This window comes from Paraburkholderia sp. MM5477-R1, assembly GCF_050436385.1.
Classification (GTDB): domain Bacteria; phylum Pseudomonadota; class Gammaproteobacteria; order Burkholderiales; family Burkholderiaceae; genus Paraburkholderia; species Paraburkholderia tuberum.
This window is the reverse complement of record NZ_JBNDMC010000010.1, coordinates 915,356-928,285: the sequence shown is the minus strand read 5'-3', so window position 1 is coordinate 928,285 and position 12,930 is coordinate 915,356. Positions and strand designations below refer to the sequence as shown.

The window sequence follows — 12,930 nt, the reverse complement described above, 5'->3', positions numbered from 1 at the left end:
CAAACGGGCTCGCCGCGTCATCGGCCTAAGCCGTCATTGCACTGAGCGCTCCCATCGACCGCTGCGAGTCCTTCCGATACTGGCCCGAGGCTTTGGGGTCGAGGACCTGGCGGACAACCGACGCAGGCATGGCGACTCGTGATGAGGGTTGCCAGTTTGAGACGACTGGTCATATAATTTGCAGCATGAACGCTCGCCGTACTGAAGACTTCCACGAAAAGCTGCTTGAAGCTGGTGTCACGCTGTTTGCCGAACAGGGCTTTCACGGCACCGGCGTGAAGGATATCGTCGATCGCGCGGGCATCCCCAAAGGCTCGTTCTACAACTACTTCGAAAGCAAGGAAGCATTCGGCGCAGCGATCCTCCGGTACTATGCGGACGAACAGGCGGCCGGGTGGGAGCAGTATTCACGCACGGCGGATTCGCCGGACCCGCTGCTGGCGCTTCGCACCATCTATGAGCGGATCGTCGCCGACTACGAGGCTTGCGAAGACCGTTGCGGTTGCCTGCTCGGCAATTTCGCCGGCGAAATTGCGCAGTCGAGCGAGCTTTGCCGGGATGCCGCGCGGCAGACGGTTGACGAATGGCGCGTCGGCTTTACCGATTACCTTGTCCGCGGCCAGGACTTTGGCTCGGTGCGACGCGATCTGCCCGCACACGCAATGGCCGACTTCTTCTGGAATGCATGGGAAGGCAGCCTGTTGCGAATGAAGCTGGAAGACTCCGTCGAACCGCTGAAGGCCTGCGTGCACCTCATGCTCAATCTGTTCTTCCGGGCCGTGCCCTGACGTCGCAGTCCATGGGGACACGGCGTCATCTGTGTCGTGATCGACTCGTCTTTTGCTCATTTTGAGACGACCGGTCATATTAATGCGAGAAAAGAGATTCCATGCAAAACTTCATTTTCCACAATCCGACGAAGATCATTTTCGGTGAAGGCCAGATCGCCGCGCTCGACGCGGAAGTGCCGCGCGACGCGCGCGTGCTGATCACCTCCGGCGGCGGCAGCATCCAGCGCAATGGTGTGCTCGCGCAGGTGCAGGGGGCGCTCGGTGAGCGCGCATGGTTCGTCTTCAGCGGCATCGAACCGAACCCGACCTACGAAACGCTGATGCAAGCCGTAGAACTGGCACGCGAAAAGAACATCGACTTCCTGCTCGCGGTGGGTGGCGGCTCCGTGATCGACGGCACGAAGTTCATCGCGGCGGCGCTGAAGTTCGACGGTGAGCCGTGGGACATCCTGGCGAAGCAAGCCAAGGTGACTGATGCGATGCCGTTTGGCAGCGTGCTGACGCTGCCCGCGACCGGTTCGGAAATGAACAACGGCAGCGTCATCAGTTACCGGGCTAAAGGCGACAAGCTCCCGTTTCGCAGTGATGCGACCTATCCCCGCTTTTCGGTGCTCGACCCGACGACGACGTATTCGTTGCCGGCGCGGCAAATCGCCAACGGCGTGGTGGATGCGTTCGTCCATACCGTCGAGCAATACCTGACCTACCCCGTCGAGGCAAAGGTGCAGGACCGGTTTGCTGAAGGGCTGCTCGCCACGCTGATCGAAGTCGGTCCGCAAGCCCTCGCCGAGCCGCACAACTACGACGTGCGGGCAAACCTCATGTGGACCGCGACCCTTGCGCTCAACGGCCTGATTGGCGCCGGCGTGCCACAGGACTGGGCGACGCATATGCTCGGTCACGAGATCACCGCGTTGCACGGCCTCGATCACGCACAAACGCTTGCGATCGTGCTGCCTGCGATGCTGACGGCACGCCGCGCGCAGAAGCACGCGAAGTTGCTGCAGTACGCCGAACGCGTATGGAACATCACTGAGGGCAGCGAGGAAGAACGCGTGACCGCGGCGATCGCCGCCACGCGCGCGTTCTTCGAGCGGATGACGGTCCCAACGCGACTGCGCGATTACGACATAGGCGGCGACTCAATCGAGACGCTGATCGCGAAACTGCAGGAGCACGGCATGACCGCATTGGGGGAACACGGTGACGTCACGCCCGAACTCAGCCGCCAGGTGTATGAACTTGCGGTTTAGGCGAGCAAACAGGAGTCATCCAATGAAGTTCACCGGCTTGCTTGTGCTCGCGTGCGCTGCGTTCGTCGGTGTATCCGGCATTGCGCTTGCCGACGACGGCCCGCTTGCGCCCCGGCAGGTGCCCGCGAAGACCCTGCCCGCGCCGACCGATGTCAGCCCTGAATTGCAAAAGCTCATCGCGGCGCCATTGAACCCCTCCTGGAATGTCCTATGGACGACGGGCGAGCAGTGGAGAGCCGCTGCCAACGCGCAGGCTGCCAAGGCCATGCAAACGCTTCCGGCCATGCGGGAACGCCTCGGCGTTACAGTGCAGCCCTCGACGATGAACGGGGTGAGGGCGTACGTCGTGACGCCCGCCGTCATTCCGCCTGAACACCGCGACAAGGTGCTCATTCACATTCATGGCGGCTGCTACGAACTGTACCCTGGCGAGTCGGGTACGAACGAAGCCGTCATCATGGCGGGCCTTGGGCATTACAAGGTGATTTCGGTCGACTACCGGATGCCGCCGGAAGGTTACTTTCCCGCTGCGCTCGACGACGTCGAGACGGTGTACAAGGCGGTACTACGGACGAACGATCCGAAGGACGTGGGCGTCTTCGGGACCTCGGCCGGTGGTGCTCTGGTACTCGAACTGATGCTGCGCGCGAAGCAGGAAGGGCTGCGAATGCCTGGTGCGATAGCACCCGGGACACCCATGTCGGACCTCACGAAGACCGGGGATTCGTTCTACACGAATGAAAAGGTGGACAACGTCCTGGTTTCGCGCGATGGATTCTGCGATGCCGCGGCGGTTGTCTACGCGCACGGTCATGATCTGAAGAACCCGCTGCTCTCACCTGTCTACGGCGATATGCATGGCTTTCCGCCGGCGATCCTGACCACCGGGACCCGGGATCTGCTGCTCAGCAATACGGTCCGTGTGCACCGGAAGCTTCGGGAGGCGGGTGTCGATGCGCAACTCGAGGTTTTCGAAGGCATGTCCCACGCTCAATACCAGTTCGATGACCGTGTACCGGAGACAAAGGAGGCGTTCGGAGAAGTCACCGCATTTTTCGACAAGCATCTCGGCCATTGATGCGGCATCTTTACTATTGTGTTTCCAACCCACACCTCGGAGTAGAGAAAAAATGCAGCAACACACCATTGGAACGTCGAACCTTCGAATCGCACCGCTCGTCTTTGGCGGCAACGTCTTCGGCTGGACGGCCGATGAGCGCACGTCGTTTTCCATCCTCGACGCCTTCGTCGACCTTGGCTTGAACTTCGTTGATACTGCCGACAGCTACTCGCACTGGGCCGAGGGCAATCAGGGGGGCGAGTCCGAAACCATCATCGGCAAGTGGTTCAGGCAAAGCGGCAAGCGCGAGAAGATCGTGCTCGCGACCAAGGTCGGCATGTGGAAGAAGCGGCCGGGGCTGTCGGCGGCCAACATCGAGGCAGCCGTCAACGAGTCGCTGCGCCGGTTGCAGACCGATTACATCGACGTCTATTTCTCCCACGTCGACGACGACAAGACGCCGTTCGAAGAGACGCTCGGCGCATATCAGAGGCTGATCGAGGCGGGCAAAGTGCGCGTGATCGGAGCGTCGAACTTCAGTGGCGAGCGGCTCGAGGCGGCACTGAAGGTATCAAAGGAATCGGGGTTACCGGCGTATCAGGTTCTTCAGCCGGAGTACAACCTTTACGATCGGAAGGGCTACGAAACCGATCTCGAGCCGGTCGTGCAGGCCCACAAATTGGCGGTGGTTACTTACTTCAGCCTGGCGAGCGGTTTCCTGAGCGGAAAATACAGTTCGAAGGCCGACGCGGCGAAGGGTGCGCGCAGCGCGCTCGTGGACAAGTATTTCAACAAGCGCGGCTTGCGGATCGTCGATGCTCTCGTTGAAGTGGCGAAGCGCAACAACACGACATCTGCAACGGTGGCGCTCGCCTGGATCATCGCGCGGCCGAGCGTGACGGCGCCGATTGCCAGTGCGACGTCGGTGGAGCAACTGGAAGGGTTGGCTGCAGCCACTCGCTTGCAGCTTTCTTCCGAAGACATGAAACTGCTCGACGAAGCCAGCGCACCGGTGCAATAACCGGGCAGTATCCAATAGCTGGGGACTCGCGCGGGCGTTGTCACGTTACTGTCCCCGTGACGAGATATCGGCACGGACAGTCGTGTCTCAGAACACGGTGGACGGAGCTTGGGCAATGCCAGTGAAGAGAGACGCCAGGGTTCAAATCGCGCGGCGAGCTGTTTGCGATAGAGCGAGGCGCTCAGCAGATGACGCGTGAGCGCGAAGTGCTGGCGGATCGGACCGAAGCACGACAGGAATGACTGCGTGCGTTCGGGCAAGCGAAACCCTCGCATCCGGCGCTCGCGTTCACGCGTGGGTTGATGGCTGGCAGCGCGAGAAGCATTCTCGTCTGACGCCGGGTCATTATCAATTTCTCTGTGGAATACCCGCTCGACCGCCGGCGTCACCGCAGCAGACAGCAAAGCAATGCCTAGGCGGCCAGGAGAGCGCTCGCATCGCTGCTGCAGCGTGCATCTTCGATGACTCGCATGAGTGCTTCGAGGGAGAAGGGCTTTTGCAGACACACATCGAAGAGCCGGGCAAACTCTTCGTTGCTATCGCTGTCACCCGTCATGGAGGCAACAAAGGGCCGGGGGAAGACTGGCCTGTCCAGCAGCGACAGCGCGACGCCACTGCCGTTGATGTCGGGGAGGTTTTCGTCCAGGAAAACGAGTTCGAAAGCGCCGGCATGGAGCAGTTCCAGCGCAGTCTCCCCGTCGTGCGCCATCACGGCGCGGTGACCAATGCAGTCCAGCAGGAAAGCCAGACTGTCCGCGACGAACTCATTATCGTCGACGACGAGCACATTCATTCAATATCCTTATTACGCGAAGTTCGCGGCGCTGCCAAGAATGCTTCTTATGTAATAAAATATTATTAAATGGCGTTGCCTGTACGTTAGTTTTACAGATTAATACTTAAGTATAACCCCGGACCCGTTCTGCAGGCATTTAAATATGCTCCATACGACGCGAAGGACAAGGTCGACGATGCAACCAGGGACGTATGGAAGCAGCGAAGCTGCCAAAGCCCGGGGTCTTCGCTTCAGCGCGCCGGACGTGCCGCCGCCTGGGCTCACTCTCTATCGCGCGGGCAATAGGCAGCTCCCCGCCAGAATGCCGGAGTCAAATTTCGACGTCCGCGCTCTTCCGCTGGTAGATAGTTCTGCTTATCGTCATACGTCGGTTGAATTGACAGTGGAGGTGTTGAAAGACTCGTCGACATGCAATGGAGGCTAAAACTGGTCACCGCACAGTCCGACGCTGCCGCGCGTTGGCGGGTTGCATCCAGTTCCCCGACGGCCTCAGCTGTCGGGGAACTGTTGAACACGACGAGCGCATCTCTGTTAGCGTTCAATGCGAATGCCCGTGGCCGCCGCCACCGCCCCAGTAATGGCCGCCGCCCATGCCACCCCTTGGGTATCCCTGCCCACCCCAGCCGCCGTGACCGCCCCAACCGCCGCGATATCCATGACCCCAATAGCCGTGGTGGCCCCAGTAGCCGTGCCGGCCCCCGCCGTAACAGCATCCGCCCCAATAGCCGAAGCTCAGTGACACCGATGGAACTTGCGCCGCGCCTTTAATACAGTTAGCTTACTTCAGCAAGCAGGATGCCTAGCGTCGCGGGTTCATGCGCATGTGGTTGCGGCCGCCGGGAACGGTCGCGAAACGTCGGTCATTCATCAGTAGTCGTCGGGGCGGGGGCTCGCTTCGGAGAGTTACGACTGTAAAACGCTTTCGCTTACAGCGCGGAGTATGGCGCACGACACTTCTTGCCCGGGCCGAAAGCCCCACTGCCTTGCGACGGCATCCGACGACAGCGAGCCACGCGACGAAAAGCCTTCAGGCCAGCTCTTTAGCCTGTCGCGTCGCCCGCTCCGAACCAAGAAGACCCTCAAGCATCCGGGCCTCAGCTTTCCTGATGTCGCTGAGGGAGGCTGCGTTGAGTTGCTCACTGAATACAGCAAGAGCGGTGGATAAAGCCAGGTAATCTGCATCGCAGACACGCCACCCGCCGCCTGCGTGCTCTTCGGCGTTGATACGCATGAGCGCGGCTTGTGCCGATTCAATGTCGCCCGCCGCGCTTGCCCGATGACCGGGCCGTCCGAGTTCTTCCGCAAACAGGAGGGTTCGACCAAGCGCTGAAAACAGGTCGCGTGAGCCGTGTCCCCGTCGGAAAGCATCCAGTGCAATGTAGCACCGCAGAAGCATCGCCTGCGTCACGGACTCAAGCGAAGCGTGGCTGTAAGTCAGCGCTCGCAGTAAAGGTGACATAGCCGGGCGGTTGTGTTTTTGAGAGCGAATTTTGCGGGTCACGTTCAGTAATCTGGTAGCGCGGTAAACGGCCAATATGTTGAGTTAGATGGACGAAAAGCAAGATGGCTGCACGACCGCTTTTTGCCGAGCCTCTCAAGGCTACGGCCAGGCCGGCCCGTTAGCACGCTGTGACCCATGACACTGGCTCAAATCCGATGTGTCTTGCAGCTCAAGGCGAGACACGCGCTGGCCGGACTGTTGTCGCCAATGCCAGCTTGACCCGCATGCCGTAATGCGGACGACCAGTTAGATTGGGCCGCGACGCATCGATGCTGGAGTCTTGGTTTGATGCAGGTAGGCCAATCCGCTGTCGGCATGTGGGTCAAAATCATTTTGGCGTCGACAGCTAATCTGCTTGTTTCACTCGTCCTGAGATTACCGCGTCGTTTTGCCGAAGTACGCCGCTCGGCCGCTTAGCCTCCGGCCAGCGGGCGTCGTGTATTATCGTGAACACCGACGTTGCCCCGAAACAGGTTTTCCGCACAGGAGGAGCCAATGGACGTATCTTTTCTCATCGACCCACTGCGCGAGACTGTGACAAGTGTCCCGGATGGCTACGCGCGAGCCGCTGAACTGATAGGCACTGATACGGCGAGTGGCTCGCCGCTATGGTCGGAGGCGACTGACCCGGATGCCTCTGTCTAGGTGATTACTGCGGACGACAGCCTGACAAACGAGCCCCTTTCGCGTGGCTTTTTCATGGTCACCTTGACCAGGGACGGTGTACCTTATGAACGCCTATTTGCGGGCAAGGCAATTCTGAACGCCTATGGCAACCCGCCGTCGGACATCAAGGACCAGGTGAAGACGCTGAAAGCTGCACGAGAGCGCGTCAGGTTTCTCGGCTCGGAAGATGCGCTCCTTTGGTTCGAGCAGCACGCAGGTGGTGCCCCCTTCAACCTCGACGGGTCCACGGAAAACTGATTCTCAACGCCGAGCATTTTTGAGTCTGTCGGAGACAACCCTCGCTATACCTGTAGGTCACCAGGACCCTCAGTGAGGAACTCTATGTCGGCTATTCCTCAGCGAGCGCCGAGATTCCGCGTCAGGCGAAGCTTGGGTATAGGCGCCTGGCTGGACTGTCGTCGCGGTCGCACGAAGCGGCAACGAACGAACACCACGCGAGCACTGCGCCGCCGTGCAGTTCGCCAGCGAGAGGAATGTAATGGCCTGGGTTATGGCTCGGCCACGCACTCAACGGCGTAGCTACTCCTCAGCGCTAGCCGGTTTTCGTCACCCTGGCAGCCGGCCCTTCGGGCCGTCTCCGTTGCCGTCGGCTTCCGATTCTTCCTCCTCTATCTGAAACCGCGCTTGTTCCCAATACTCGTCGGCGCGTCCCTCCGGGCTGCCATTTTTTTCCCAGAGTTCGTAGGCCCGTACACGAATCCTCTCTTCCCGCGATACGTTATCCATTGCATGGCTCCTGGTGGGTTCCTCACGACCAGCTACTCATCAATTTGTGCAGCGACCTTTTCGATGGAAGGCGCAAGAGCTAACGCAAGAACAGACAAACTCAAAGTCGGCGATCGGCCGCGCGCCAGCACGCGAATGCCGCTGCGCTGGAGGAGTTTCCCCCCTGCGCTCGCGTTTTCAAAGCGGTCAACACAGCGTCTGCAGAATCGGCGGACGCTGACGAAGAATTACGCCGTTACATGCCGCACGTCATCTCACGGACGCACATTGTTCACCACCGGTACCGCAGACGGCGGCAAATCTACCGGCCAAGCTTGCCCTGTGACCCTGGACTTCGACCGCCTCGCACGAGCCGGCTGCGCATCTTCGTCGGTGACTCATCGCGCCGAAGACGTAAGGTGCTTCCCGAACAGGCGTTGCGCTGATTCCGGCATTTCACCGAACTTCCACGTGTCGCGAAATATTTGTCGAGCGGAAATCTCGGTACATATTCAGGAGTTTTTGGGGACGTCGAGAAATCTCCCTACATGCCAGCCAGTTTTTGAGAGCCTTCACGCCTGTTACAGTAAATTGGCTATACCTACTGCCGTCTGTTGCAGCGGATTCAAGTCTTCAAGGACTGAGGTTCGCAGTGGCGGACGTGCAGTAGTTCACCTTGTTTGTGCTCGAATGAAACTCAAACATATTTGGCTGGGGATACAGATGGACGACACGAACATTTTTGACGGAGACGACGGGCTTTTTGAGTTTGGTACGTTGCTTCCGCTTTGGCTGTTCAATCCGAGACCGGAAAAGACGGTTGGATTGCCGGACAACACTCCGGTGTTGACGTGCCCGGTGGCAGACGAGGAGCTTACAGCGAAGCGGTGAAAGACGCGGTAATCGCGTTCGAAACATCGAGGAAGACGATTGAAAACTGGTTGGAATATGACCTTTTCTACGGCGGACATCCCTACGCCAATATGATTCATCACTGGCTCAAGGGAGCGCCAGGAGAACCGAAGCCAGAGCTGAGGGATGACAACGGAAGCCTTCGACCCCGTGGTAGGCCAACGGATGCGGAACTCATCGACCCGGATACTCGTTATCGGCGTCACACATGCTCGGCTGCCCTGCATTCGAAATGGTTGAAATTTGTCCGCGCGGAAGGGTTGCGGACGGATGACACCATCGACATCATCCTCGACCGCTTCAAACTTATTCAAGTGGCGTTCAACCGCGACGCCGCCGGGGTTTTGCGGGCGTATCCGGCTAGTCGAAAGCTGCCGCGCGATAAGTATCTGAAGGGTAAGCGGCTCGGCAGGGCCGGTCCCCGATTCGCGCGCGCGTGGGGCATGATGTGAGAGCGTGGGTAGGTCCGGCGTAGACCACGTGAAGATCGTTCCATGATCGTGGCCACGATCTATCTGGATCTACCCGGTCAAACGGTGGACGTGGGCGGAGCGGCCGGCTTCAGTTTGTCTGCCACGTTCCAGGGAAGCAGTTCGTCGATGCGGTTGACCTTGTGGTCCGCAATATAAGCGAGCACGTATTCGAGGTAGGCACGTGGGTTGACTTCGTTGAGTTTGCACGTACCGATGAGACTGTACATCGCCGCCGCGCGCTCACCGCCGCTGTCGGAGCCAACGAACAAATAGTTTTTCCTGCCCAACGCTACACAACGCAGGGCATTTTCTGCGAGTACATTGCTGATCTCGGCGCGTCCGTCCTCGCAATAGAACTTGAGCGCCGCCCAGTGGTTCAGCGAGTAGTTGATCGCGCCCGTGAGCGTAGACTTCTTCGACAGCGTCGCAAGCTTGGCCCTGATCGTCGATTCGAACGTGTTGAGCAGAGGCTTGCTCTTCTCCTGCCGCACACGCAACCGCTCATCGGGAGGTTTGCCGCGAATGTCGGCTTCGATGCTGTATAGCTCGCCGATCATCTCGAGCAGTTTCTGGGTATCCGGAGTCGGCGTACGCTCGTGAACGTCGTATATGTACCTCCTCGCGTGATCCCAGCATGCCGCTTCGAAGACGTCGCCGCTTGCGTACAGCTGATCGAAGCCGGCGTAGGCATCCGCCTGCAGGATTCCCTTGAAGTTGGCGAGGTGCGTTTGCGGATGAACACCCTTGCGGTCCGACGAGTACGAGAACCAGACTGCCGCAGGCTCCGTCGAGCCCGAGCGTCGATCGTCGCGCACATAGACCCAGAATCGGCCGGTTGTCGTCTTCTGGTTGCCCGGTGTGAGGACGGGAACCGTCGTGTCGTCGCCATGGAGCTTACCGGCAGCCAGCACGTAGCGCTGGATCGCTTCGACCAGCACCATGCAGAGTTCGACGATCTGGCCGACCCAGCGGCCCATGCTGGCGCGATCCAGCGTCACGCCGTCGCGCGCCGCGATCTCCGACTGGCGATACAGGGGTTGGTGATCCGCGAACTTCGATACTGCGATATCGGCCAGCAGGCTTGGATGTGCGATGCTGCGCTCGATCGGCAGGCCCGGCATCGGCAGTTGTTCGATATGCCTACAGCCGGGGCAAAGCAATTTGCGCCGGATCGTGCGGATTACCTTGAATGCGGCGGCTACGCGCGCGAGCTGTTCGGAGACGTCCTCGCCCAGCGGCTGCATGGTCGTCGCGCACCAGGGGCAGAGCGGATCAGGCTCGAGTACGATCTCCTCGCGCGGCAGGTGCGGCGGGAGCGGCTCTCGCGAAGGCGATTTGCTGGCCGGCGCATTCGGTGTCCTGTCGCGCTGGTTACGCGCCTCGGCAGCACCCCGGCCGGCCGTCAGGTCCTCCAGCTGCGCCTCGAGCTTGTCGATCTGCTTCGCGAGTTGCTCGGACTTGCGCCCGAAGTGCATCCGCCTGAGCTTGTCGATCTGCGCCTTCAGGCGCTCGATCTCGTCATCTCGCGCGGCGAGTTCCTCCACCATCTTCGCAATCGATGCCTGGTGCTCAAGCAGCGATGCCTGTTGCGCGAGCACCATGGCACGGAGCTCGGCGACAGTATCGGGAAGCGGCGCCTGATCGGACATGCGTCGCAGTTTACGAGCCTTCCTCGCGGTTTACAACATCGAGAGTGCGGCGGTGCGTCGTGGCTGTCGCCAGTCGATTCCCTCGAGCAACATCGACAACTGTGCGCTCGTCAGATGGATCTTGCCGCCATCGGACTGTGGCCAGATGAAACGCCCTCGCTCCAACCGTTTCGCGAGAAGCCAGAGCCCGTCCTCAGTAGCCCAAAGCACCTTCACGAGATCGCCGCGGCGCCCGCGGAAGATGAAGACGTTACCGCCCAGCGGATTCTCCTCAAGCGCCGTGTGTACCTTGGCAGCAAGTCCCTGGAAGCCGCAGCGCATGTCCGTAATGCCCGCAACAAGCCAGATACGCGTACCCGTTGGCAGAGAAATCACTAGCGCAAACTCCCCAACACCGTCCGAAGCATCTCAGCGTCGACAATGCCGTCGACCTTGCCTACTGCCCGGCCAATCCGAACCTCGATTGAACCAGCCGGCGTCACGACCTCAGACTCTGCCAGCGCAGGAGGTTCATTGACCGATGACACCTCGTTCACGATCGCCACTGGAACGAGTTGCACCGCCTCGGCTTGCTGTTCCGCCAGATACCGGCGCCGCCACGTGTACACGAGGTTCGCGTTCAAGCCGTTCTCACGGGCCAACCTGGCGACTGACACCCCTGATTCACAAGCTGCCATCGCCAGGCGACGGCGGAATTCGGGACTATGGTTCGGGCGGCCTTTACGGCTGCCAGGCCTCTGAGTTGGCTCTGACAAAATGGTGTCCACCACTTCGAAAATGATGGACATCACTTTGATGCCGATTCTTGCGCCCGTCTACGACGGCCATCGCGAGCCGCTTACTCTGAAGGACATGGGTCGGCCGGTGCTCAGAAAAGCGCGAGACGAAAGGACCGCAGCTCGCAGCAGCGAGCCGGGCGGACGCCGCGTCTTGGCCGGTGGCTCTGCTACGTTACTCGCGAACGGCGACCTGAACGTGCTCGACCTCGATGCGACGATTGCTGAGAATTTTCTTCGATATGGCGACAACGAAATCTATGTCGACGGAGCCGGAAAGCCCACAGTCCTCCTCGCAATTGACCGAGCGAGTGACCTCGTGCTCGGTTGGTACGTTACATAGGTGTCGTAGTGCTACACGAACAATCAAGCATCGTCATTCCGGCGCCGGTGCCAAAGTGACATTTTTTGACACACCTTTCCAACAGATTTGAGGTCGCGATCTCTGTACATTCTCTTCTCGGCGCGCGATCCACCTCGTGCCCCTTGTTAAGGAAGATGCTCATGAAAACTCGAACGTTTGCCATGCTGGTGGGCGGGGCTTTGCTCACATCCATGACAGCTTCGGCATTCGCCGGCATGGTCGTCGGTGTCGGCGTGCCGGCTCCCGTCGCGGTCGTTCCGGCGGCACCTGTCTATGCGCCGCCGACCGTGGTCGTGCAAAATGGATACGCAGCAGCCGCCGTGCCACCGGCAGTCGCGCCGGTTGTGACGGTTGCGCCAGCGCCCCGACCTCCCATGGCGGTCGTCGTCATGCCACGTCGTCCTGTGATTGTAGTTAGGGGGCCGCGTCGCGTCTGGATGCCTGGTCACTGGGTAGGTGGAGTCTGGGTGGCCGGTCACTGGTCGTGAAATGTCTGCGCCGAACCCGTCTCGTGCGACACATCACCCGGTCCATCAAAGCAGCAAAGCCATGTTGCACATCGCTTCGGCGCCGGGGCTGCTCGCCGCGGTCCGCGGGTTGCCGAGTTCGCGCTGCTGGGCATCCTGGGTGCGCTTGCGGTCGGAGGGTGCGTGAGCCTGAATGGACGTGCACCCAAACGATTGTCCCCCGCAGCGATACCGTCACCATCGTTTAATAGCTTGGCATCGCAGTGTGCAGTGCCCGTATGCGGCGTTAATGGACCTGGGGACTTTTCGGATCTCGCGCGACGCTATGGCAATCCGTCCGCCATCCTTTTGGACGCGCTGTACGGCATGACCGATTGCGCTGGATGCGCGCTTTGCTTTGCGGCATTCGAGGCAGTCGTGCGTGACGTTTCGGACCGGATGCTCCGCGGACCGCCCGCGGGTTCCGAAAATTTAC

The 12,930-nt window shown here is 60.1% G+C and carries 15 protein-coding genes and 1 pseudogene; 9 read left to right on the top strand and 7 right to left on the bottom strand.

Going from position 1 to position 12,930, the window contains the following annotated elements; all coding sequences use genetic code 11:
* The first annotated feature begins 185 nt into the window (after nucleotides 1-185).
* The 4 genes from OKW35_RS48110 (at nucleotide 186) to OKW35_RS48095 (ending at nucleotide 4,125) form a co-directional block, all read left to right on the top strand.
* A complete protein-coding gene (locus OKW35_RS48110; RefSeq protein ID WP_429555801.1) occupies nucleotides 186-788 on the top strand; it encodes a TetR family transcriptional regulator in 603 nt (200 codons plus the stop codon).
* 101 nt (nucleotides 789-889) lie between these two features.
* On the top strand, nucleotides 890-2,044 hold the full coding sequence (yqhD, locus tag OKW35_RS48105; protein ID WP_429555800.1) for an alcohol dehydrogenase: 1,155 nt from the start codon (nucleotides 890-892) through the stop codon (nucleotides 2,042-2,044).
* Nucleotides 2,045-2,066: 22 nt separating this feature from the next.
* The gene (locus OKW35_RS48100; protein ID WP_429555799.1) at nucleotides 2,067-3,122 is read left to right on the top strand and encodes an alpha/beta hydrolase; all 1,056 of its coding nucleotides are present in this window, start codon (nucleotides 2,067-2,069) and stop codon (nucleotides 3,120-3,122) included.
* 52 nt (nucleotides 3,123-3,174) lie between these two features.
* Nucleotides 3,175-4,125, top strand: coding sequence for an aldo/keto reductase (locus OKW35_RS48095; RefSeq protein ID WP_429555798.1), 951 nt, complete (start codon nucleotides 3,175-3,177; stop codon nucleotides 4,123-4,125).
* A gap of 87 nt (nucleotides 4,126-4,212) precedes the next feature.
* On the opposite strand, the pseudogene OKW35_RS48090 reads toward OKW35_RS48095, so the two are convergent.
* From OKW35_RS48090 to OKW35_RS48080, 3 genes and pseudogenes are all read right to left on the bottom strand, one after another.
* A pseudogene (locus tag OKW35_RS48090) lies at nucleotides 4,213-4,433 on the bottom strand (IS6 family transposase); the annotation flags it as partial.
* A gap of 104 nt (nucleotides 4,434-4,537) precedes the next feature.
* Nucleotides 4,538-4,918 carry a response regulator gene (locus OKW35_RS48085; RefSeq protein WP_429555797.1) on the bottom strand — a complete coding sequence of 127 codons (381 nt, stop codon included), beginning with the start codon at nucleotides 4,916-4,918 and terminating at the stop codon, nucleotides 4,538-4,540.
* A gap of 1,030 nt (nucleotides 4,919-5,948) precedes the next feature.
* Complete coding sequence (locus OKW35_RS48080; RefSeq protein WP_429555796.1) at nucleotides 5,949-6,422, bottom strand: hypothetical protein; 474 nt, start codon at nucleotides 6,420-6,422, stop codon at nucleotides 5,949-5,951.
* A gap of 699 nt (nucleotides 6,423-7,121) precedes the next feature.
* Here OKW35_RS48080 and OKW35_RS48075 point away from each other — a divergent pair.
* Nucleotides 7,122-7,346: a hypothetical protein gene (locus OKW35_RS48075; protein WP_429555795.1), complete on the top strand. Its 225-nt coding sequence runs from the start codon at nucleotides 7,122-7,124 to the stop codon at nucleotides 7,344-7,346.
* A gap of 309 nt (nucleotides 7,347-7,655) precedes the next feature.
* Here the strand turns inward: OKW35_RS48075 and OKW35_RS48070 are convergent, their stop codons facing one another.
* Entirely contained in the window at nucleotides 7,656-7,835 is a 180-nt protein-coding gene (locus OKW35_RS48070; RefSeq protein ID WP_429555794.1) for a DUF2934 domain-containing protein, read from the bottom strand.
* Nucleotides 7,836-8,504: 669 nt separating this feature from the next.
* On the opposite strand from OKW35_RS48070, the gene OKW35_RS48065 reads away from it, so the two are divergent.
* Both OKW35_RS48065 and OKW35_RS48060 read left to right on the top strand, forming a co-directional pair.
* Entirely contained in the window at nucleotides 8,505-8,705 is a 201-nt protein-coding gene (locus tag OKW35_RS48065) for a hypothetical protein (protein ID WP_429555793.1), read from the top strand.
* On the top strand, nucleotides 8,702-9,178 hold the full coding sequence (locus OKW35_RS48060) for a hypothetical protein (RefSeq protein ID WP_429555792.1): 477 nt from the start codon (nucleotides 8,702-8,704) through the stop codon (nucleotides 9,176-9,178). The genes OKW35_RS48065 and OKW35_RS48060 overlap by 4 nt, the downstream gene beginning before the upstream one ends.
* 77 nt (nucleotides 9,179-9,255) lie before the next feature.
* Here OKW35_RS48060 and tnpC read toward each other — a convergent pair whose 3' ends face one another.
* Genes tnpC through tnpA form a run of 3 tightly spaced genes read right to left on the bottom strand, consistent with a single transcriptional unit; the run spans nucleotide 9,256 to nucleotide 11,636 of the window.
* A complete protein-coding gene (tnpC, locus tag OKW35_RS48055; protein ID WP_429555791.1) occupies nucleotides 9,256-10,848 on the bottom strand; it encodes an IS66 family transposase in 1,593 nt (530 codons plus the stop codon).
* Between the two features lie 30 nt (nucleotides 10,849-10,878).
* A complete protein-coding gene (gene tnpB, locus OKW35_RS48050; protein WP_429555790.1) occupies nucleotides 10,879-11,223 on the bottom strand; it encodes an IS66 family insertion sequence element accessory protein TnpB in 345 nt (114 codons plus the stop codon).
* Entirely contained in the window at nucleotides 11,223-11,636 is a 414-nt protein-coding gene (gene tnpA, locus OKW35_RS48045; RefSeq protein ID WP_429555789.1) for an IS66-like element accessory protein TnpA, read from the bottom strand. Before tnpA ends, tnpB begins: the two co-directional genes overlap by 1 nt.
* 7 nt (nucleotides 11,637-11,643) lie before the next feature.
* On the opposite strand from tnpA, the gene OKW35_RS48040 reads away from it, so the two are divergent.
* Nucleotides 11,644-11,967 carry a hypothetical protein gene (locus OKW35_RS48040; protein WP_429555788.1) on the top strand — a complete coding sequence of 108 codons (324 nt, stop codon included), beginning with the start codon at nucleotides 11,644-11,646 and terminating at the stop codon, nucleotides 11,965-11,967.
* A gap of 161 nt (nucleotides 11,968-12,128) precedes the next feature.
* Nucleotides 12,129-12,476, top strand: coding sequence for a hypothetical protein (locus OKW35_RS48035; RefSeq protein ID WP_429555787.1), 348 nt, complete (start codon nucleotides 12,129-12,131; stop codon nucleotides 12,474-12,476).
* The last annotated feature ends 454 nt before the right edge of the window (nucleotides 12,477-12,930 follow it).